The following is a 21,103-nucleotide window of genomic DNA, read 5'->3' as shown; positions in this document are numbered from 1 at the left end:
CGACGGGCAAATTCGGCTGAAATTTCGGGCATTGCTGCATGGAGCGCAAAAATGCTCAAGATCTCAACCGTTCTAGCCCTGGCCGCGCTACTTAACAGCTTGGGTGGGGCCGCCGGAGCGACCGAAATCGAAGCGGGCGTGTCCGCGGTGTTACGGCGGGTACAACCGGCGGTCGTCAGTATCCGCACAGCCAGCAGCGGGATTTTCAGAGCCGACATGCTCGATGATCCGAATGTGCGGAGAATCCTGGGTCTTCCCGACGATGTGGTTGTTGTGCAAACTGGTGTGACTACGACGGGATCGGGGGTGATTATCGATCACGAGAACGGCTACATCATCACGAGCCGTCACCTTGTTGCAGACGCTGACGATGTGTCCGTGAAGCTTGCTGACGGAAGGGTATTCCAGGCCGACAGGATTGGGGAGGATGCGCCGACCGATCTCGCGGTGGTCAAGGTCGAGGCACCAAGCCTTTCCTCGGTCAAATGGGGACGTTCATCCGAACTGAAGGTCGGTGATTTTGTCATTGCGGTGGGCAGTCCTTTGGGCCTGACGCAAACGGCGACCTTTGGCATCATCAGCGGTTTGGGCCGTTCCGGCCTCGGTGCCGATGAATACCAGGACTACATCCAGACCGATGCGGCCATTAACCCAGGCAATTCAGGCGGTGCGCTGGTCAATGCCTCTGGCGAGTTGATCGGCATTGCACGCGGGATTCCTGCGCCAGACGAAGCGAGTACCGGCATCGGCTTTGCGATTCCGTCCGATATCGCCATGCAAATCGCGCGGGAGCTGATCGCCCACGGCGAATACAGGCGTGGGTGGCTTGGCCTCTCGGTCACGGGCGCCGCCGATATTCGGCCTGGCAGTGCCGCTGAGACGCAAAAATTTGTCGTGAATGAGCTCGTCTGCAATTCGCCGGCGGAACGACAAGGCGTGCGCCTCGGCGACATTATCGTCGCACTGGATGGCCGCACCTTCCCGACGGACGCAGCTTTCAGGAATGCGATCAGCCTGCTTTCGCCGAACACGCGAATTACGCTTGATGTTCGTCGGGGGGAAAAGTTGCAGCAGGTGAATGTCATGCTTTCTGATGCGGCCGCTCGGCGCGACCTGGACTCGGGCCAGGAATCGGTCGTCGTCGAGTTTCCATCCGCCAATGGCTCGCCGGCTTGCGCGCCGGCGGGGGCGGTCGTCGTCGACGTTGCATCGGGAAGCGACGCCTATTCGATGGGGCTGAGAACAGGCGATTATCTGACGGCCATCAACGGCCAGCCACCCACCTCAGTCGAACAGATCCGAAGTGTTCTGGAAAGCACACAAGAGAGCGCTTCCGTCGACATCCTGCGGGCCGGTACCGCGTACCGGCTGGAACTCGAATAAGCGCAAGCTATTGCATCTTTCCTTCTGCTACAGCGTCCCTTGCCGTCTGGTAAGACGCGCGGCGCCGCACACGGGCTAGCGCTCCACGATAGCGACCCCGTCCTTGACCCGGTCGCTCGGGTACAGAATTACTCTGTCTCCAGGACCGAGCCCTTCTTGGATTTCCACGGAGAGCGTGTTTCGCTGGCCCACGGCAACGCGGCGCAATTGCGCCCGTCCCTCTGCAGCGACAAAGGCCGCCCATTCTTCGCCCTGCCGGAACAGAGCGCCAAGCGGCAGGTTCAGGACTTCGCCTTCGAACAGGATGACCCGCACGTAGACGCGATAACCATGCCCCAGCGAACGCCAACGTTCCGGCGGATCGGCAAAATCCAGCACGACGTCTACCCGCTGTTCCTCGATCCCGAGCGCCGACACCTCGGTTTGTCCGAAGGGCTCGATGCGCCGTACAACTGCGTTGAGCTCCTCTCCACCCCAGCCTGTGATGATCGCCTTCTGGTCGGGCTTGATCCGGACCGCATCCTCCGAGAGGAAATTGGCAACGATCTCCAGATCCGCAGGATCGCCGATATCGAGCAGCGGCGTTCCCGCTTCCACGACCCCTTCACTGCGGCGCATGATCTGCAGCACCACACCGCTCACCGGGGCGGTTACCGACATGCATTCGCAGTCGTCACGGAGACTCCGGATCTCCTGTCGCGACAGGAGGCGCGATTGCGCCTGATGAAGCTCGTGCTCTCGCACTTTCAGCGCCGCTTCGGCGGTAGCGAGATTGGCTTGTGCGACGTTGTGGACACGCTCGGCATCTTCGAGGGCGCGCTGAGAGATCGTCCTGCGTTCGATCAGCAGTCGGGCGCGAGCACGCTCTCCCTCGGCAAACGTCAAGTCGGCTTTGGCCTTGTTGAGTTCGGCCGCGGCGAGGTTATGAGCGGCCCGCGCCGCCTCGACGGCCGCCTGCAGCTCCGCCTCTATCCGCACGTCCAGGAAGGCTGGCGGAGCGGGCTCGATTTGTGCGAGCTGTGTCTTTCCCGCCTCGACGAAATCGCCGGCCTCGGCGGTGATACGCTGCAATTGGCCACGCAACGGTGCATGAACCGTGTAGACGTCGCGCACGCGCGTTTCGCCCTCCTCGTCGAGGGTGACGCGCAGCAAGCCCTTGTCCGCCGTGGCGAGGTCGACCGCGATCGGCTGCGGCCGCAATGCGAAGGCGATGCCGGCTACGAGCAAGCCCAAGAGACCGCCCCAGATCACCAACCTGCGTTTCACAACGTTCACGGACTTACTCCCTTGTCTTCAGCACGGCGATCAGGTCCAGACGATCGAGCCGCCGACGCACGACCGCGGCGCAGACCACCGTGGCCGCGAGTGCGATCAGCGCCGCCTTGCCGTAGGTTGCATCCCTCAAGATGAGCGGCACGCGGTAGAGTTCCGTCTCGAAGGCGCTCGTCATGTACCAAGCAAGGCCATAACCGATGATTGCGCCGAGCGGGATCGCGATCCATGTCAGTATGCCGACTTCGCCAAGCAGGATGTAAGAGATCTCCCAGCGGCTGAAGCCGAGGACGCGGAGCGTCGCCAATTCGCGCGCCCGTTCGGACAGCGCGATGCGGATCGAATTGTAGGTGACGCCGACTGAAAGCGTCATCGAGAAGGCGACGAAGAAGCCGATGAAGATAAAGATCGTTTCTCCCATCGTCTCGTAGAACGTATCGATCGCGGCCTGGCGGAAAAGCACAGCGGCGATATTAGGGATGTCTTTGAGCCTTGCCAGCAACGTCGCGCGGCTCGGAGCATCGACGCGCATGTGCAGGCCGCTCACGACGCGGCCATCGCCGGCCACGCGGTTGAGCGCGGTCATGTCCATATAGGCGGGCGTGCCGAGATACGTTTCGAAGACTTGCGTTATTGGCAGGCTCAGTCGCGTCTGGCGCCCTTCCAGGAGTTCGACGTCGACGGTGTCGCCGGCATTCACATCGAGAAGCTCGGCGAGCTTGCGTGAGACCATGAGCCCGCCGGGAGCAACCTCGATGCGCCCGCGCTCGACGTCGAAGACGGGGCTGAGAATGGCGCCGGGAGGGGCGCCTATGATGGCTTGTCGCTCGGAGAGATGCGCATGCCTGATGCGTGCCGAGACATAGCGATAGGGCTCCGCCGCCAGGACGCCGGGCAGATTCTCGAAGTCTGCGACGGTATCGATCGGCTGCAGGTCGTTGAACGCGACCGTCGCGTCCTGGTGCTGTCCACGCTCGAAGGCCGTCTCGGCAAGGGAATCGATGGCGTCGACCCATTGCAGGGCCATGATCAGCACAGCGATCGAAAGGGCGAGGCCGAGGCTCGCGAGGAAGGCCCGCAAAGGCCATCGGATGATGCGCCGGAAGATCATGCGTGACGGCTCGTCTAAGGCGCCGGCGAGCGCGGTCCGCGAAGCCCAGGTGCGTCGATAGATCGGCGGGGAAGGGGGCTGCATGGCCTCCGCCGGCGGCAGCCGGACCGCGCGGCGAACCGCGGCGAGGCTGCCGGCGAGCGCCGCACCGAGGCTGATGGCGCCAGCGATCACGAAGCCGGCCGGGCCGGGGCGGTAGAGCAGGAAGGGAAAGCGATAGAACTTGGTGTAGAGCTCCGTGTTCCAATGACCGAGCCAGGCGCCGATCAGGGAGCCGATCAGAATACCGATCGTGCCGATGACGAGGACCATCTTGGCGTAGTGCCAGCCGATAGCCCAATTGTCATAGCCGAAGGCCTTCAGCAGACCGATTTCGCGGCGTTCCGTCTCGATCAACCGAGCAATAACCATGTTGGTCAGAAAGGCGGCGACTGCCAGGAAGATGGTCGGCATGATCCGCGACATGTTCGTCTGTTGGGCGATTTCGCTCTCCAGGAACCAGTTCGAGGTCTGGTCGGCGCGACCGTAGGCACCGATGCCGCCGAAGGGAGCCAAGAGGCCGTCGAGCCGGCGGATAACGTCCTTTTCGTCAGCGCCCGGCAGCAGACTGAGGGTGACGTTGTTGAAGGAAGCCTTGAGGTCGAAGGCGGCCGTCAGCGCATCATGTCCCATCCATAGGATGCCGAAACGCTCGTCGTCAGGCATGAGGCCGCCGGGGGCAATCGCGTAGACGAATTCGGGGCTAAGCGCGGTGCCAACGACCTGCAACGTGCGTTTGCGCCCTCTCAAGACCGCATCGAAATTATGGCCGGGCTTCAATTCGTGAGCCTCGGCAAAAGGCTCGCTGACGACCACCTCGTCGGGCCGCGTCGGGTCGGCCAGGCGTCCGGACCTGATAACCAACGCGTTCAGAAGCTGGGGCTCACGTTCCGGTAGCGAGAGCAACTGGGCGACGACCGGCTCCGCAAAACCCGGCATGTCGAGAATTGCGCCTTCGACGATGCGCGTCTCGGCGAGGCGGACGCCTGGAATATCAGCGATTTCGCGCTGGAGATTTTCGGGCGCGCGCTTTGCCTGGGCAAACACATCGGCAAAACGCGTCCGCTCGTAATAGGCGGCGGTCGTCTCCTCGAGCGCCTCGATCGTCGTCAGCGCCATAATAAGCAGGGCGGTACCGGACGCGATCACCAGCGCGATCGCAAGAACCTGCGCCTTCAGTCTCCACAGTTCACGGATGAGCTTGCGATCGAGACTGCTCATCATGTTCACCAGGCGAGTTCGCCGGGCGCGCGCTGCACGGCGTTCCGCCGCGTTTCGACGATGCGCCCGTCGGCGAAGTAGAGCACGCGATTGGCAATGTCGGCAATGACGGCGTTATGGGTGATAAGCGCCGTGGTAGTGCCAAGTTCCCGATTGATCCTGATGATCGCTTCGAGCACAAGGATTCCGGTCTTGCTGTCGAGTGCGCCTGTCGGCTCATCGCAGAGAAGCAGGTCCGGGCGCTTGGCGATTGCGCGGGCAATGGCAACGCGTTGCTGCTCGCCGCCGGAAAGTTGTGCGGGGAAGTGATCAAGACGGTCGCCGAGGCCGACAATCGACAGAGCTTCAACAGGCGACATTGGGTTTCTGGCGATCTCCGTTACGAGGGAAACGTTTTCGCGGGCCGTCAAGCTGGGGATAAGATTGTAGAACTGGAAAACGAAACCGACGTGGTTACGACGGTAAAGGTTGAGCGCACGTTCACTATCCAGAGTGAGGGGCTCTCCCCGAAACCGGACCGTTCCGCCAGTCGGCGTATCAAGGCCGCCAAGAATATTGAGCAGAGTCGACTTGCCGCTGCCGGATGGCCCCAATAGCACCACCAGTTCGCCCTCGCGAAGGGCCACGTCCACTCCGCGCAGGGCGTGAACTTCCACCGCACCCATCCGATAGATCTTGGTGAGTCCGCGCGCCTCCAGGGCGATGGCCGATGCCTCGTTCTCCACCACTCACTCCTCGGGTCGGCAGCTGGCCGCCGCGAACCTCGCGCCCGTGGGTATCATTGCGAAAGATAACGCTCGATCTCCGGGATTGGAAACTTCACCAGATCCTTGGCCACCTCGGCGATGACTAAGGCGCGCGCCGAGGAATCCAATTGCTTGCGCAGAAGGCCAAGAGCGTGCGGCGGTAAAACGAGAACCAGTTTATTGATGCCCACGTCGCGTGTGAACGCGACAAGTTTCTCGCAAACATGGGAGACGAAGGCTTCCTCCGCCCGGTCATGCCAGTCCATTTGCTGGACTGCGCTTCGAGCGCCGCCTTGCGACTGATAAACTCGGCCCCCACGGTCCGTTCCGAGTTCCCGTGCCGGAGGTTGATATTCCGATTCGACCTCAAGCGGAATCAGATTGGTGAGCTCTGCATCCCCTCGGTTGCGTAGGATGAGCGCTTTGGCTCCATCACACACCAGCACCACGCTGCCATGCGGAATTCTTATCGTCGACATCATGCTGGCCCCAATCGCAAGCGTTCGTAATCTTCTGTCTCATCATCGCGCCATCAACACGGGTAGCCGAGCTTCATCGAGCATCGATCGCGTGACGCCACCGAATACGAGCTCGCGCAGCCGGGAGTGACCATAGGCGCCCATGACGATCATATCGGCCGCAATATCAACGGCATGTCGCTGTAGAACCTGCGCCACGCTCCGGCCCTCGCTCGGCAGCGCATCGACGGTCACATCGATGCCGTGGCGCGCTAGATAGGCGGCGACATCTGCTCCGGGTTCATCTCCGCTCGTGCGGAGCGTCGCCGTAGGGTCCACCATGGTGACGTGAACGGATTCGGCGGTGGCCATCAACTGGAGTGCTTCTCGCGCCGCATGTGCGGATTGAGCACGCGAGTCCCAGGCTAACAGGACGGTCTTCGGCTTGAGCGTCGGAGTACACTCGGGCGGGATAAGCAACACCGGACGTTCCGGTTGGAAGAGCCCACCGCCGATAATCTGCTTCTTGAGATCGTCGTCCTCGAAGGCGCCGGGACCGATCAGGATAAGATCGGCATAGAGCGCCCGTTCGCCTATGTCGTAGGTGGCACTTGCCACCTCCGCGTAAATGCTGTCGACATCAAATGAAATCTCCCGCGTCGAGAGCTTGTCGCGAGCCTTCTTCGCGGCTTCACCAAGTGCTTGCAGGTTTCGCTCGCGCTGTTCGAGCCACGCCGGGGCAAGCGTTGCATACCGCCCGGTCGGTTGTGGCGCAAAGCCGACGATGAGAGCGCTCAAGTGCGCGGAGACTTGATCAGAGATATCTGTAGCCACCTGCAGGTCGCGGTCGGTCTGCGATACGCCAACGACCGCGAGGATCGTCTTGAAAGACATGGTTTTGCTCCATTGGAACGTAGAAGCGTGACGCGACGATTGAACCCAGCAAGACGCGCCACCCGGCACGTCTTGCTCTCCCGGTAAGAATGCTAGGCTGGTTTGATCTGGATTTTGCGCTCGCTCTGCTGCGCTTCGGGGGTCTTTGGCAGGGTCACGGAAAGAACGCCCTTCGAAAAATTGGCGGCGATCTTGTCAGCATCAACGCCGTCAGGCAATCGGAAGGCTCTTTGGAATGAGCCGTAGCGACGCTCCGAAACGACGTAGTCCTTGTTCTTCTCTTCTTTCTGCTCCTGCTTCTCACCCCGGATCGTCAAGGTTCCACTGGAGACCGCTACCTCTATGTCCTTTTCCTCCATCCCTGGCAGTTCGCAGGTAATTTCGTAACTCTTCTCTGTCTCCGCGACGTCGACGGCGGGCGCGATCTTGAACTCCGACTGCCGCGGCATCCGACGCATGAATGCGGACGCAAAGGGGCGATGCCACAGGGTCGGAGCGAAGTCGTCGAACAGGCGGTCGATTTCAGATCGTAGGCTTTCGAACGGGAGCCACGACTCGCCGCGATGCTCGACGGCTTTCTCTTCCGACTTGATGGGCAGTTTGGTCTCAGGTTCAGCCATGGCTGGTTCTCCTTCAAAGCAGGGTTGCAGGCTCATCGGGGCGCTCGTTGCAAGCACCGCAAAGCCCCCCGGCTGGGCCTGCCGCGTTCTCGCGCGTGTCCCAGCCAGATGTGTTTATTAGAGCCCTATGTGGCACCAGCCTCATTGATGCGCGTCAAAGACGGACCCGCCCCAATTCCCTTTTTGACCGAGAACATGGTGCGCTCCTTGCATGTGTGATGTGCTTGTATGCGGTAGCCGTCGTTCGTGGGCGACGGTGAAGGTCAGCGGAAATCCACAATGACCAGGCACAACCTGTTCACGCTAATTTGGCAACCGTCACGAGCAGGTTGCTTCTGATCATCATAGCGCTCATAATTACATCGCTTTTTCAGCGTGCTGCCGATCAACGGCTGCCCCACCACAGGCCGCAGAGAGCAGACACGACAGAGATTTCGGCACACTTCCCCACACTGACCAGTCAAGCGGCGTTTCCGTCAAGCTCCGAGAGCGGAGAGGTTAGTCCATCTGTTGATTGAGGGCCTTTGCCGCGCCGCGCAGGATCGCGTCCTCGCTTCGGATCAGGAAGACTGGTATTCGCGTCAGCCAGTCCGATCGTCTTCCCTTCGCCTCGAACGCGAGGCGGAAGGCACCGTTGTGGAGGAGTTTCTCCATCTTCCGCAGTATCGGGCCCCACAGATAGACTCCGCCTCGTGCGTCATAGAGGAGAGCCATATCGCCTGCAAATCTGCCGAGCCAAGTGGCAAAATAGTTTATCGCCGTCGTCGCGCAGCGATCGTCCCCCTGCAAGCCGGCGATGACAATGTCAGTGGCCTGAAGGGAGCGCACTGGCTGTCCCGAACTCTCACGCAGGATCTGGTAAAGGTGCGCCAGTCCCCGGTCTGACAACACGTGCTCAACGGAAACATGGTCCGTATCGCAGCGAATGCGCTCCAGGATATCAAGCTCTTCTTGCGTTCGCGGTGCAAAGGATATGCTTCCGGCGTGAGCATGGAACTGTGGGCAAGAGCCATTGATCTGAGCGAGTACCCCTACGCCGAGTGCGTCGCCAATGCTTGCGACAGCCTTCGCCGCGTCGCGACGGGCCTCTGCCCCTCCGAATTGGACGACGTCATGCGGAGCGAGATCGGGCAAGATGAGCGAAAGCGCGTCGATGGAACCGATGATTTGAATGTGGTGCCATTCACCTGCATGTCCTTCGGCGAGCCTGCGTTCCAAATCACTGACGGGCAACAATTCGCTGTTTGCGATTGTGATCCCCAAGGCAGGCGGACAGGTTGGTAGAGAGCGCCGGTAAGCGGCCAGCGCCTCGACCACGGATCCAAATACGTTCTTTCCGAACTGCACATAATCTTCGATCGTCAGCCTGTCAGTGTGGACGACGGCGAAGCGAATGTGGGTCTCGCTAACGTCGGCCACAACAGCGTCATGTGTGAATTTATTCACCTCGGCCTCCAACATGTTTTGTGGAGAGTATGCGGCAGGCTAGCCCCTCGCACTTTGATGGACGTCAAGGTCACCGATGTCGTGAAAGCATAGGGTGTCGCTGTTTGTCGGTGCGGTGGCCGCGAGCGGACAGTCTCAACACGGGAGGTGGAAATGGTCGCTTCAATTATCTGGTTCGAGGATGTGACGCGGCGCGATATCGCCAGTGTGGGCGGCAAGAATGCGTCACTCGGCGAGATGATCTCCGGACTTTCCGCGCATGGCATCAAGGTGCCGAGCGGTTTTGCGACGACAGCGGAGGCCTATTGGAACTTTGTCGATGCGAATGACTTGCGGGCACCGATCACTGCCCTGCTTGAGAAATGGAAGGCAGGTGAAGCCACCCTCGCCGACACGGGCGCCGCAATACGCGAGAATATTCTCCGGGGTCGCTGGCCCGCCGAGATCGAAGCCGAAATAATCGCGGCCTATCGTACGCTGTCGCGCAGGCTCGATGTCGACGCGTCCTCGGTTGCAGTGCGTTCCAGTGCAACCGCGGAGGACCTCCCGACGGCGAGCTTTGCCGGACAGCAGGAGAGCTTTCTCAACGTTGTCGGGGAGAGGGCACTGATGCACGCCTGTCGCCGTTGCTATGCCTCGCTCTTTACCGATCGAGCCATCAGCTACCGCAAGGTAAATGGCTTCGATCACATGAAGGTGGCTTTGTCCGTCGGCGTCCAGGAAATGGTCCGTTCTGATCTCGGCGGCGCAGGCGTCATGTTTTCGATCGAGACCGAGACCGGCTTTGATAAGATTGTTCTGATCAATGCGGCCTGGGGTCTTGGCGAATATGTTGTCAAAGGAACTGTCGATCCCGACGAATACCGCGTGTTCAAACCGCTGCTGAGCGACAGTGCCCTTGTGCCGATTATCCAGAAGAGATGCGGCACGAAGACCAGTAAGCTCACCTACGGCAACAGTTTCGAGCCGACCCGGGGTGTCTCCACTTCCCGAGAAGAACAGACCAAGCTTGTCCTCGCAGATGAGGAGATTCTTCAGCTCGCCCGCTGGGCGATAGCGATCGAGAAGCATTACGGCTGCCCCATGGACATTGAATGGGCCAAAGACGGCCGCGACGGCCACCTCCGCATCGTGCAGGCTCGGCCCGAAACCGTACAGGCAAGAGCAGCCTCCGATAAACTTCCAACCTATCAGATCGGCAAGAAGGGGCGCCTGCTGGCAAAGGGTCTTGCAATAGGCAGTGCCATCGCCGCGGGTCCCGTGTGCCTCATCGAGCATCCAAACGACATCGGCAAGTTCAGTGACGGCTCTATTCTGGTGACCACAACCACCGACCCGGACTGGGTGCCGCTCATGAAGCGCGCCTCTGCCATCGTCACCGATCATGGGGGACGCACCTCGCATGCGGCGATCGTCAGTCGCGAGCTTGGCCTGCCCGCAATCGTCGGCGCGGAGAACGCGACGAGGCTCTTGGCTACGGGCGCGATCATCACCGTGTCCTGCGCCGAGGGCGACGAGGGCCGCATTTACGAAGGGGTGGCCGAATACAAGGCGGAGACGATCAGCCTCACCGACATCGCGGGAACGCGAACGAAGGTCATGCTGAACCTTGCCGATCCGCAATCGGCATCCCGCTGGTGGAGACTCCCGGCCGACGGCATTGGCCTTGCGCGCATGGAATTCGTGATCAGCAATGCGATACAGATCCATCCCATGGCCCTCGTGCACTTCGACCGGCTGCGCGACCAATCGGCAAGAGAGAAGATCGCCGCTCTGACATCGGGCTATGCGGAGCGGACCGACTATTTCGTCGACGAGCTTTCGCGCGGGCTGGCGCGTCTCGCTGCAGTTGCCTATCCCAGGCCGATCATCGTGCGCATGAGCGATTTCAAGACGAATGAATATGCGGGGCTATGCGGCGGCGCCGAGTTCGAGCCGCAAGAAGAGAACCCGATGATCGGCTTTCGCGGCGCATCTCGCTACTACTCGCCGAAATATCGTGACGGCTTTGCACTTGAGTGTCGGGCGATCAAGCGGCTGCGTGAGACGATGGGCTTCAGGAACGTCGTCGTCATGATCCCGTTCTGCCGATCGGTGAAAGAGGCTGAGAAGGTCCTTGAGGTGATGGCCGCAAACGGTCTTCAGCGAGGCGTCGACGGGCTGCAGATCTATGTGATGTGCGAGATACCGTCCAACGTCATCCTCGCGGCAGATTTCGCGAGGTTCTTCGATGGATTCTCGATCGGCTCGAACGATCTCACTCAGTTGACCCTTGGTGTCGACAGGGATTCCGAGGAACTCGCTTCATTGTTCGACGAGCAGGACGAAGCCGTGAAGTGGATGATCTTCAAAGTCATCACGGAAGCTCGGAAGGCCGGAGCCAAGATCGGCCTTTGCGGCCAGGCGCCAAGCGATCATCCCGACTTCGCGGCATTTCTTGTCGAATGTGGCATCGACTCGATCTCGGTCACGCCGGACAGTTTTGTCGCCGTGAGCCGGACCGTGGCAGCGGCGGAAAAGGGTGGGAGAGCGACGTAGGAGGCGGGCAGACCTACCGCCTCTCCGTTTTGCTTCGGGCGTCTAGTTGTTCGGCGGCAACAAACAACAGGGCCCGCATCTTTTCCTCTAGCTGTTCCCTGGTCGCAGCGATTCCGGCGATTTCAAAATCCCGGAGCACCTTGCGCAGGACGTCGTCGTCGCCAGCTTCGGCCCGTCCGGCTTCAGCGATCTCCGCCGCGTAAGCGGTCGCGTTGGATCTATCGAGCGCGCGTGCCGCCCATCCGGCAAGCAGCCGGTTTCGGCGTTCGCGAACTCTCAAAGAACGCTCAAAGTCGAGGATGTACCTTTCTTCGAGCGCTTTCTCTCGCTCCGTCAGTTCCATGATTTCTTTCTCCAACCGTCTGCGAGATCGAGCTGCGGTGCAACTATGGTTGCATTGCGGCTTCGGTTATCGCCTCCTTCGGCGTCTCGGGAAGTTCCGTCATCGTGGCTTCGGTCAGCAACAGCACGCTTGCGACCGAAACCGCATTCTCGAGCGCGACGCGGATCACTTTGGTAGGGTCGATGATGCCGGCCGAGACCAGGTCGACATAGACCTTTCGGCCGGCGTCATATCCGAAACTGCCCTCTCCCTCGAGCATTTTCGCGACCACCACGCCGCCGTCGGTTGCCGAGTTTTCGGCGATCTGCCGTGCCGGGATTTCCAGTGCCCGCTTGAGGATCTGAACGCCGGTGCGCTCATCGCCTTCGCAGGCTTCCTCCTCCTCTGAGACGGCCGCTATGCACCGCAGGAGGGCCAATCCGCCACCCGGCAGGATGCCTTCCGCGACGGCAGCCTTGGTCGCGCTGATGGCGTCATCGAGCGCTTCCTTCTTCGCTTTGAGCTCCGCTTCTGTGGCTGCACCCACCTTGATCACCGCGACGCCGCCGGAAAGCTTCGCCAGTCTCTCCTGGAGCTTTTCACGGTCGTAGTCGCTGGTGGTGGTCGAGATTTCCTTGCGGATCTGTTCCGCCCGGCCGCTGATGGCCTTTTTACCTCCCGCCCCACCAATGATGGTGGTCGTATCTTTCGTAATGACGATCCGCTCGGCACGGCCAAGTTGTTCGGGCGTTACCGTTTCGAGCTTTATGCCCAGCTCCTCGGAGATAAGCTGCCCGCCCGTGAGTATGGCGATGTCCTGCAAGAGGGCTTTGCGTCGGTCTCCGAATCCTGGCGCCTTGATGGCGCAGTTGCGCAGCGTTCCGCGCATCTGGTTGACGATCAGAGTTGCAAGCGCCTCGGTTTCCACATCCTCCGCGATGATGAGCAGTGGCGTTCCGGTTTTCGCAACGGCCTCCAGGAGTTCCACGCAATCCTTGAGCGAAGTGATCTTGCGATCGAACAGGAGGATGGTGGCGCTTTCGAGAACGACCTCCATTCGTTCAGCATCGGTGACGAAATAGGGAGAAAGATAACCGCGATCGAATTGCATGCCCTCCACGACTTCGAGGACCGTCTCGGTCGTTTTCGATTCCTCGACGCTGATGACTCCGTCGTCGCCCACCTTTTCCATGGCGTCTCCGACCAATGAGCCGATCTGTGCGTCGTTGTGGGCCGAAATCGTCGCCACCTGTTCTTTTTCACGCTTCTCGGAGACGGGCCGTGAGTTCTTCTTGAGTTCGGCGACAGCTCGTTTGACGCCTCGGTCGAGCCCGTGCTTGATGTCAATCGCGCTTGCGCCGGCAACGACATTGCGCAACCCATCGGCGAAAATCGTATGGGCAAGAATCGTCGATGTGGTGGTCCCGTCGCCGACAATTTCCCCCGTCTTCTCCGCCGCCTGGCGCAGCATGCGCGCGCCGAGATTTTCTTCGGGATCTTTCAGGTCGAATTCCTTGGCGATCGTAACCCCATCATTGCAGACGATCGGCGACCCCCACTTTCTTTCGATCAGAACGGCCTTCGAGCGAGGCCCGAGTGTGACCCGAACGGCATCGGCCAATTGCGAAGCGCCCTTCAAGATCTTCTCCCGGGCAGCCGAATGGAAAAGGACCTGCTTGTGAGCCATGACTTCATCCTCCGTTCGATGCTTTTGTAGCACAGGGCGGGAGGCTCGCTTTGACGCGCATCAAACGACATCGGCGTGCAAAAGGCCCCAGCGTCACGGAATCATCTTTGACGCCGGTCAAGGCGAGGGCGGTCGATCAATGGTTAAGTTCCCCGAAACGATAGGCCAAACCTAGGTGGCGGCCATGATTTACAACACGATACTGGTGCACTTGGACATAGGCGATGGCGCACCACCGCAGCTAAATTTTGCGCGCGAGCTCGCCGCGCGTTTTGAGGCAAGTCTGGTCGGCTTCGCCGCCAGCGACGTCCACCCGATTTCGGCGCCTCCGCCCGGAGTGGTAGTAGATGCCGAGTTCATGCGGCTTGAGGCAAGGGAGATCGAACACCGCCTGGAAGCGCTCAGAAGCGATCTCGATGCTAGCGGCGAGATGGGAGGGACCGATTCGTTACGCACGACTGTCGGCGATCCGACAAGAGGGCTGGCAACAGCCGCGAGAGCGGCGGATCTCGTAATCGCGGGACCAGGTGGCGTGGGTGGACGCGACGCCCGCACCGCCATAGACCTGGGCGCGTTGATACATGCGGCGGGCCGTCCGGTGCTCATACCGCGAGATGATCTTGCACCTCTCAATGCGAGAAGCGTCGTCGTCGCCTGGAAGGATGCCCGTGAGGCGAGACGGGCAGTCGCAGACGCGATGCCTTTCCTCGTCCACGCGCGCGAAGTCGTCGTAGCGACCGTGGCGGAGCGCGAGCCAGATCGGGCGATGGCCAGTGCCACTGACGTCGTCCGCTATCTTATCAATCATGGTGCAAAAGCCCGTGCAGAGATAGTGGACCATGGCGAAGGCGAGGCTGGGGAGGCGCTGATTGACATCGCCAAGCAGAGGGGAGCGGATCTGATCGTCTCTGGCGGCTATGGCCACGGCCGCCTTCGCGAATGGCTGCTTGGCGGTGTCACCCGATCGCTGCTGCGCGAAGTTTCGCTCCACCGCCTGATGTCGGCTTGATGATGCCTCACAATCGCCGTTCCCCGGGATTGCTCACTGGAGAACAGCATGATGAGACTTGTCCCGATCTCATCGCGGCACTGGCGCAGAAGGTGCGATTCCTCTCCAATCCCGCTTCCTACCCGCAAAAGCCGGACAACATCGAGACCAAGGAGACCCATATGTCTTGGGTCTTCATAGCCGACGATTGGGTGCTCAAGCTCAAGAAGCCGACCTCGCGATCCCACCTCGATTTCAGTACCGTCGGGGCGCGGAAATTCTTCTGCGAGGAGGAGCTCCGCCTAAACCGCCGGCTGGCAGGCGAGACTATCGCGCCGTCAGGCCGCTTTATTGTGACGACGGGGGAAAGTTAACCTTCGAGAAAACCGCGCACGTCATCGATTGGCTCGTCGAGATGCGGCGGCTGCCGGCGGACGACATGCTGGACGCCGGCATAGCTGCGAGCCGAGTGAGCCCGACCAAGATTTCCGCGATAGTCGACCGGCTTGCTCGTTTCTATGTCGGCCGTTCGCCGGAGATTGCCGGTGGCGAGGCTATATACGACACCTTCTGGAGGAACACGAAATAAGCGCTTCCCCATCGCATAGACCGCCCTGGTGCCGCGCTTTCTGCAGGCTTCTGCCGCTCTCAGCATGGTGCCGCCGGTACTGATCATGTCGTCGACAATGAAGACCGTCGCATTTTCCACCTCTCCCGCAAAGAGCTCGCCCGAAACAACGCCACGGCGCTGTTCCATGAAGCCGAATTCAGCAGGATTGCCAGAGAGACGTTCATAGGCCTCGTTCAGAAGCTGCGCTCGCTTGGTACCGCCACCATCCGGGGAGAAAATCGTGACCGGCCCGTCTTCAGCTTTTGGGCAATCACGTCGGCGAACAGCGGCTTCGCGCTCAAATGAATGGTGCGGCAGCGGAAGGCGTTCTGAAACGTGGCAATGTTGCGCACGCATCCGTGCCGACCGCGTCGAAGAGTTGGGCCATGCAGCAACTGAATGTAAGTGCCCGGGAGTCTGTCAACGACAAGCTTTGCGAATTGCTGTTTTTCATCGCTTGCTGTCGCGAAGGAGGCGCTTCACGCGTAACGGCCCTCGTTCCAAATCTCCCCTATGTGCGCACGGACCGGCAAACCAAGACGCGGGAGCCGGTGACCATACCCTACCTAACTGCACTCGTTCCTTGATGCTGATCGAAGGGCCGCACGTGCCCCTCGCGGCACTTTGTAGCGAAGTGAGTTGTTCAGCCTTGGAGGTGGCGATCGACGATTGCTCGTGCCTTTGTAAGCGCTTCCTCCTGAGTATCTGCCAAGACGTGGTCAGGGTCAGTTGGGAGGGAGCGCCGGCCGGGTATTATGTGCACTCGCCATGCCGAAGCATAGTGACTGGCCTCCAAACCGTAGCCGCGATAGTCGATATGGTGACTTGCAATCAGCTGTGACATGTGAAACCCCATCTGTCTCTAGCCGCCAAATGTCGTATTACCTGGATTAGCCTGCATTGACGCAAATCAAGGATATGGGTGAGGTCCAGCTGTGCGTTGCGGCCCTCACGATCCCGCCAGCAGAGTGTTACGGGTCTTCGCACCACGCGGACCCGACTGAGGTGAGCACGGCCTAACGCAAGCAAGCCGCACGGTTCTAGCGGCGCGGGGAGTATGGTGGCCTTGCCGCTCCCCTTATTGACCGACGTCAATCTACGCCGTCGACAAGTGAGCTATGTTTCAAAAGCCATATTTTCCTGGGAGGCCTCAGATGAAAGCCGCGGACGTCATGACCCGGAAGGTCATCGCCATAAGTCCTGAGCATAGCGTAAAGCATGCCGCGTGCGTAATGCTGGAAAACCACATCAGCGGCCTGCCAGTCCTTGACGACAATGGGAGTCTTGTCGGTATTCTGACCGAGGGAGATCTGTTGCGGCGCGCAGAATTGGGACCCGCCGCGTGGCGGGGTACGGGCAGCACGCACGAAGAGGCGCCGGAGATTTTCATCAAGGGAAACAGCTGGCGTGTCGGTGACGTCATGACGCCAGGTGTCGTGACAGTGGATGAAGACACTCCGGTTGACCGTATTGCTGCAGCTATAAAGACGCACGACATCAAACGTGTCCCCGTTGTACGCGCCGGCCAGATGGTGGGCATCGTCAGCCGCAGCGATATTCTGCGGGTGATCGCTGCGGCAGTGCCTGACGTGACGGCTGCGGGCGACGAGGCGACGCGACGCGCTGTCCTGACGAGGCTTTGTTCGGACGTCGGACTCGACAAGGCGGCAATCGACGTGACAGTCGAGGATGGCACAGTTTGCCTATGGGGAGAGGTCGCCAGTGAGGTTCAGCGCGAGGCGGCTCGCGTTGCCGCAGAAGGCGTGAGCGGCGTTGGGCGCGTCAGGAACAAGCTGCGTGTCGGAGCGAGCGCGACCTTATCAGAACGATCTTGAAGCACCCTGGTGGAGTGAACCATGTCCATCCTTGCAGTGGCTCTCAATCCCACCATCGACGTATGGAGTCAGGCTGAGCACGTGCGTCCGACCGTCAAGATCCGTACGCATGGCGAGCGGCAGCGACCCGGCGGCGGCGGCGTCAACGTCGCACGCGTCATCGCCGAGCTCGGCGGCGAGCCCGAGCTCCTCGTCATCGCAGGCGGAGCGACGGGAGCGATGCTTAGAGAGGCCCTCGCGACATCAGCGATCCGAACTCACCCCGTGGAGGCAGCAGGACTGACGCGAATTTCCTTCATGGTTCGAGAAGAGGAAACGGGGCTCGAATATCGCTTCGTTCCCGAGGGGCCGGAAGTCGCGCCGGACGACATCGCGAAGGCGCTGGCCGTCGTTGAGAGGTTCAGGGGTGACTTCATAGTGGCCAGCGGGAGTCTGCCGCGCAACGCTCCCGAAGACATCTATGCTCACATTGGCCGCATAGCCGCGAAAACCGGCGCTAGGTTCATTCTCGACTGCCCGGGGGCGACATTGCGCTGCACCTTGGGCAAGGCACCGGTTTTCCTCGTCAAACCGAGCATTGAAGAGTTGGAAACACTAGCCGGCCGGCGTCTGGACGAGAAAGGGGTCGTGCGAGCCGCATCGGCTTTGGTGAAGGAAACTGCGACAGAGTTCGTTGCAGTTACTATGGGCCGCGAGGGTGCCCTCTTGGCTGGAGCCTTCGGCGTTTTACGCGTCCCGTCCAAGCACGTCGTCGCCAAGTCCACCGTGGGTGCCGGCGACAGCTTCATCGCCGCGCTGACTTGGTTCCTGGCGGAAGGCAAGTCAATTGAGGAGGCGTTCCGGTTTGGTGTCGCCGCGGGGGCGGCTGCCGTCATCGCATCCGGAACCGAGCTGTGCCGGCGCGACGACGTCTTTAAGATTTACAAGGGGACCGAACCGCCTCCACGCGTGCCGTCAACGTCCATGGAAAGCTCCGGTCCATGAACGAATTTCTATTCAGAGCGCAGCGCCTGTTTGTGACGACGATTGCGACGGGACTCTGTGCGTTTGGGACGACCGCCGTTCGCGCGCAAGATCTCAAGATTCGGATTGGCCATTTCCCGAACGTGACACATGCCCAGGCGCTGGTTGCCAGAAACTTCGAACGGCAGGGCCGGAATTGGTTCGCCGATCGGCTCAGTCCGAAGATCAAGGTCGAATGGTACGCCTATAATGCCGGTCCGAGTGCCATGGAAGCAGTCTTCGCCGAAAGCATTGACCTTACTTACGTAGGACCGAATCCGGCCATCAATGCTTATGCCCGTTCGGCAGGAACAGAAATCCGTATCGTCGCCGGCGCGGTCAACGGTGGCTCTGCGCTCGTCGTGCAAGCGGGTGAGAGCCTTGCGACCGCGGTGGACTTCCGCGGCAAGCGGCTCGCAACACCCCAATTCGGAAATACTCAGGACGTGGCAGCACGCGCCTGGCTCTCAGCAGGAGGCTTGCGGATAACGCAGGCAGGCGGGGACGCCCAGGTTGTTCCGACTGCCAATCCGGAGCAACTGTCACTCTTCAAGGCCAGACAGCTCGATGCCGTCTGGACTGTCGAACCCTGGGTTTCGCGGCTCGAAATGGAGGCGGGTGGAAAGATCCTCGTCGAAGAAAAGGAAGCGGTCACGACAGTGCTCGTCGCGCGTGCAGCCTTTCTTTCGGAACACCGCGATCTCGTCCGACGCTTTGTCGATGGCCATCGCGACCTTAGTGACTGGATCAAGGGGCACCCGTCCGACGCGCAGCGGATGATCCTGGACGAACTGAAGGCGTCGTTTCGAGTCAGCATGTCGCCGGAGCTCATTGCGCGGGCATGGACGCGCATGTCGGTTACCGGCGAGATTTCGCCCTCCGCACTGCAGACCTTCGTCACTAAGGCTCAGCAGGTCGGCTTTCTGCGGGAAATACCGGAGCTTTCGAGACTGATCGAGGTACCCTGATGCTCGATCAAGTCACCAACCAGTCGATATCGGGTCCGGTTGCCACGGCAACAAGCAAGCTCGTGGTGGAGGGGGTGTCAAAGTGGTTCCGCACGCCGCGGGCAACCATACATGCGCTCGACAATGTCTCCATGCAGGTTGCGGCTGGCGAAGTTGTCTGTGTCGTTGGGCCGAGCGGCTGCGGAAAGTCGACCCTACTCGACATCATAGCCGGGTTGAGCAAGCCCGATGCTGGTCATGTGCTTGCCGACGGTCAGCCGGTGACCGGGCCGGGTCGACAGCGTCTGGTCGTGTTCCAGGAGCCGTCGCTCTTTCCCTGGCTCAACGTTTTCGGCAATGTCATGTTCGGCCTGAGGCTTTGCCCCGAACTTAGCAACGGCGAGCGACGCGAGATCGCACACCGATATCTTGCCTTGGTCGGCCTCGAAAAATTTGAAGGCGCGCACGTGCATGAACTTTCGGGTGGAATGAAGCAGCGGGTAGCCTTGGCGCGGGCACTGGCCCCCGATCCGCAGGTGCTGCTGATGGACGAACCCTTCGGCGCACTCGACGCGATGACCCGCGAGCACCTCTATGACGATATCCAGCGCATCTGGAGCGACCGCCGCAAGACGATCGTGTTCGTCACGCACAATATGCGTGAGGCGGCCTGCCTGGGAGATCGCGTGCTACTGATGTCGAAGGCGCCGGGGCGGATCGTTCAGCATTTCGAGATTCCGCTGCCACGCCCGCGAAACATCTACGATGCGGAACTCATCGGCCACGCCGGACGCGTTGCTGATGCGCTTCGCGGCACTATCGGAGGCGGGGTGACAGAATGAAGCGTTTCGCGATCGTGTCGAGCTTCCTCGTTATGCTGCTGGTCGGCTGGGAGTTGTTGTCTGAGAGCGGACGCTGGTCACCGGTACTCTTTCCCTCTGTCTTGAGCGTCGCGCGATATCTCTGGGGTGCCATGATGGATGGCACGCTTTTTGAAGCGATCAGGGTTACCATGCAGCGGCTTCTGGTTGGCTATGCGATCGGCGCTGCGATCGGCCTGCCTCTCGGCGTACTCACGAGTTCCTCGCAGATCTTGGAAGACACAATCGGCTCCCTCGCGCTTGGTCTGCAGACACTACCGAGCGTCTGTTGGGTGCCCTTCGCCGTGCTTTGGTTCGGGCAAACCGAGGGTGCGATGCTCTTCGTTGTCGTGATGGGGACCGTATGGTCGGTGATCATCGCCACCAACCATGGCGCCCGCACGATTCCGCCGATCTATGCGCGTGCGGCACGCACCATGGGGTCGCGAGGAACCCATCTCTGGACGATGGTGATGTTGCCGGCTTCCTTGCCGTTCCTGGTGAGCGGCATGAAGCAGGGTTGGGCATTCGCCTGGCGATCCCTGATGGCGGCGGAGATTTTCGTCACGATCCTGACAGGTTTTGGTCTCGGCCAATTGCTCCATTACGGCCGCGAATTGAACGCGATGGATCAGGTGATCGGCGCCATGGTGGTCATCGTGCTGATCGGCCTCTTGGCCGATCGAATCCTCTTTGCACCTTGGGAGCGCTTTCTCCATCGCCGCTGGGGAACGAACGTAAGGTGAAGGGCTCAAGGAGCGTCGCTCGCGCAGCCTATCGAACTGTTTTCGTCCCTCGACTAGCCCTCAACCGCTCTTGATGAAGAGCTTCCGCTACGGCGCGCATCCGGCCAAACTGAAAGTTCGAGCATGAAGATCGCACGGCGCGCCGGCACGCACGAGACGGTCGATTATCCATTCATCGGGGCCGCCGCTGGCGAAGATCTTCACGTGTCGCGGTCCGTCCTCGTCGAGTATTCGTCTTGATTGCCGGGACAGTTTGAGCAGGTCGCCGGAATCCGGCCTTGTGGCCTGCACCGTGAACGCAGACTTCATTTTCCTGCCAAAGTCGAAGAGAACCCGGACGCTGACGGTGGTGTCATAGGTGTCAACGAGCAATGTTGT

General features: G+C 60.6%; 22 protein-coding genes. 10 read left to right on the top strand and 12 right to left on the bottom strand.

The annotated features are described in order from the left end of the window. Nucleotides 1-51 precede the first annotated feature (51 nt). Nucleotides 52-1,383 carry a trypsin-like peptidase domain-containing protein gene (locus tag QN219_RS14365; protein ID WP_284000394.1) on the top strand — a complete coding sequence of 444 codons (1,332 nt, stop codon included), beginning with the start codon at nt 52-54 and terminating at the stop codon, nt 1,381-1,383. Nucleotides 1,384-1,458: 75 nt separating this feature from the next. On the opposite strand, the gene QN219_RS14360 is transcribed toward QN219_RS14365, so the two are convergent. The 7 genes from QN219_RS14360 to QN219_RS14330 form a co-directional block, all read right to left on the bottom strand. After that, nucleotides 1,459-2,658, bottom strand: coding sequence for an HlyD family efflux transporter periplasmic adaptor subunit (locus QN219_RS14360; protein ID WP_284000392.1), 1,200 nt, complete (start codon nt 2,656-2,658; stop codon nt 1,459-1,461). Nucleotides 2,659-2,662: 4 nt separating this feature from the next. After that, nucleotides 2,663-5,026 (bottom strand): FtsX-like permease family protein, encoded by a 2,364-nt coding sequence (locus QN219_RS14355; RefSeq protein ID WP_284000391.1) that lies wholly within the window; start codon nt 5,024-5,026, stop codon nt 2,663-2,665. A 5-nt stretch (nt 5,027-5,031) separates the two neighbouring features. After that, nucleotides 5,032-5,751 carry an ABC transporter ATP-binding protein gene (locus QN219_RS14350; protein ID WP_284000390.1) on the bottom strand — a complete coding sequence of 240 codons (720 nt, stop codon included), beginning with the start codon at nt 5,749-5,751 and terminating at the stop codon, nt 5,032-5,034. Nucleotides 5,752-5,804: 53 nt separating this feature from the next. Beyond that, the gene (locus tag QN219_RS14345; protein WP_284000389.1) at nt 5,805-6,251 is read right to left on the bottom strand and encodes a host attachment protein; all 447 of its coding nucleotides are present in this window, start codon (nt 6,249-6,251) and stop codon (nt 5,805-5,807) included. A gap of 42 nt (nt 6,252-6,293) precedes the next feature. Next, nucleotides 6,294-7,124, bottom strand: a complete 831-nt coding sequence (locus tag QN219_RS14340) for a universal stress protein (RefSeq protein WP_284000388.1) — start codon at nt 7,122-7,124, stop codon at nt 6,294-6,296. A gap of 92 nt (nt 7,125-7,216) precedes the next feature. Further along, on the bottom strand, nt 7,217-7,744 hold the full coding sequence (locus tag QN219_RS14335; protein ID WP_284000582.1) for an Hsp20/alpha crystallin family protein: 528 nt from the start codon (nt 7,742-7,744) through the stop codon (nt 7,217-7,219). Nucleotides 7,745-8,242: 498 nt separating this feature from the next. Further along, the gene (locus QN219_RS14330) at nt 8,243-9,205 is read right to left on the bottom strand and encodes a glucokinase (protein WP_284000387.1); all 963 of its coding nucleotides are present in this window, start codon (nt 9,203-9,205) and stop codon (nt 8,243-8,245) included. Between the two features lie 138 nt (nt 9,206-9,343). Here QN219_RS14330 and ppsA point away from each other — a divergent pair, with 138 nt between their 5' ends. Next, a complete protein-coding gene (gene ppsA, locus QN219_RS14325; protein WP_284000386.1) occupies nt 9,344-11,728 on the top strand; it encodes a phosphoenolpyruvate synthase in 2,385 nt (794 codons plus the stop codon). Nucleotides 11,729-11,741: 13 nt separating this feature from the next. On the opposite strand, the gene QN219_RS14320 is transcribed toward ppsA, so the two are convergent. Next, the gene (locus QN219_RS14320) at nt 11,742-12,071 is read right to left on the bottom strand and encodes an ATPase inhibitor subunit zeta (protein WP_284000385.1); all 330 of its coding nucleotides are present in this window, start codon (nt 12,069-12,071) and stop codon (nt 11,742-11,744) included. 43 nt (nt 12,072-12,114) lie between these two features. Next, nucleotides 12,115-13,737: a chaperonin GroEL gene (gene groL / locus QN219_RS14315; protein WP_284000384.1), complete on the bottom strand. Its 1,623-nt coding sequence runs from the start codon at nt 13,735-13,737 to the stop codon at nt 12,115-12,117. 184 nt (nt 13,738-13,921) lie between these two features. On the opposite strand from groL, the gene QN219_RS14310 reads away from it, so the two are divergent. Both QN219_RS14310 and QN219_RS14305 read left to right on the top strand, forming a co-directional pair. Continuing rightward, nucleotides 13,922-14,746 (top strand): universal stress protein, encoded by an 825-nt coding sequence (locus QN219_RS14310; protein ID WP_284000383.1) that lies wholly within the window; start codon nt 13,922-13,924, stop codon nt 14,744-14,746. Further along, entirely contained in the window at nt 14,746-15,099 is a 354-nt protein-coding gene (locus QN219_RS14305) for a hypothetical protein (RefSeq protein ID WP_284000382.1), read from the top strand. The genes QN219_RS14310 and QN219_RS14305 overlap by 1 nt, the downstream gene beginning before the upstream one ends. Here QN219_RS14305 and QN219_RS14300 read toward each other — a convergent pair. Both QN219_RS14300 and QN219_RS14295 read right to left on the bottom strand, forming a co-directional pair. Further along, a complete protein-coding gene (locus QN219_RS14300) occupies nt 15,096-15,482 on the bottom strand; it encodes a phosphoribosyltransferase family protein (RefSeq protein WP_284000381.1) in 387 nt (128 codons plus the stop codon). The two genes, QN219_RS14305 and QN219_RS14300, sit on opposite strands and share 4 nt — an antisense overlap. Before the next feature lie 47 nt (nt 15,483-15,529). After that, the gene (locus QN219_RS14295) at nt 15,530-15,688 is read right to left on the bottom strand and encodes a hypothetical protein (RefSeq protein ID WP_284000380.1); all 159 of its coding nucleotides are present in this window, start codon (nt 15,686-15,688) and stop codon (nt 15,530-15,532) included. Here QN219_RS14295 and QN219_RS14290 point away from each other — a divergent pair. The 6 genes from QN219_RS14290 (at nt 15,638) to QN219_RS14265 (ending at nt 20,725) form a co-directional block, all read left to right on the top strand. Next, the gene (locus QN219_RS14290; RefSeq protein ID WP_309486588.1) at nt 15,638-15,922 is read left to right on the top strand and encodes a ribose-phosphate pyrophosphokinase-like domain-containing protein; all 285 of its coding nucleotides are present in this window, start codon (nt 15,638-15,640) and stop codon (nt 15,920-15,922) included. The genes QN219_RS14295 and QN219_RS14290 overlap by 51 nt on opposite strands. Before the next feature lie 567 nt (nt 15,923-16,489). After that, on the top strand, nt 16,490-17,170 hold the full coding sequence (locus tag QN219_RS14285) for a CBS domain-containing protein (RefSeq protein WP_284000378.1): 681 nt from the start codon (nt 16,490-16,492) through the stop codon (nt 17,168-17,170). Nucleotides 17,171-17,191: 21 nt separating this feature from the next. Further along, nucleotides 17,192-18,154, top strand: a complete 963-nt coding sequence (locus QN219_RS14280; protein ID WP_284000377.1) for a 1-phosphofructokinase family hexose kinase — start codon at nt 17,192-17,194, stop codon at nt 18,152-18,154. Continuing rightward, the gene (locus QN219_RS14275) at nt 18,151-19,140 is read left to right on the top strand and encodes an ABC transporter substrate-binding protein (RefSeq protein ID WP_284000376.1); all 990 of its coding nucleotides are present in this window, start codon (nt 18,151-18,153) and stop codon (nt 19,138-19,140) included. The genes QN219_RS14280 and QN219_RS14275 overlap by 4 nt, the downstream gene beginning before the upstream one ends. Then, nucleotides 19,140-19,961, top strand: coding sequence for an ABC transporter ATP-binding protein (locus tag QN219_RS14270; protein ID WP_284000374.1), 822 nt, complete (start codon nt 19,140-19,142; stop codon nt 19,959-19,961). Before QN219_RS14275 ends, QN219_RS14270 begins: the two co-directional genes overlap by 1 nt. Further along, nucleotides 19,958-20,725, top strand: coding sequence for an ABC transporter permease (locus QN219_RS14265; RefSeq protein ID WP_284000372.1), 768 nt, complete (start codon nt 19,958-19,960; stop codon nt 20,723-20,725). Before QN219_RS14270 ends, QN219_RS14265 begins: the two co-directional genes overlap by 4 nt. A gap of 87 nt (nt 20,726-20,812) precedes the next feature. On the opposite strand, the gene QN219_RS14260 is transcribed toward QN219_RS14265, so the two are convergent. Next, the gene (locus QN219_RS14260) at nt 20,813-21,097 is read right to left on the bottom strand and encodes a hypothetical protein (protein WP_284000371.1); all 285 of its coding nucleotides are present in this window, start codon (nt 21,095-21,097) and stop codon (nt 20,813-20,815) included. Nucleotides 21,098-21,103 lie beyond the last annotated feature (6 nt).

The organism is Sinorhizobium sp. 8-89, assembly GCF_030124325.1.
Taxonomy (GTDB): domain Bacteria; phylum Pseudomonadota; class Alphaproteobacteria; order Rhizobiales; family Rhizobiaceae; genus Sinorhizobium.
This window is presented reverse-complemented; position numbering and strand designations above follow the sequence as displayed.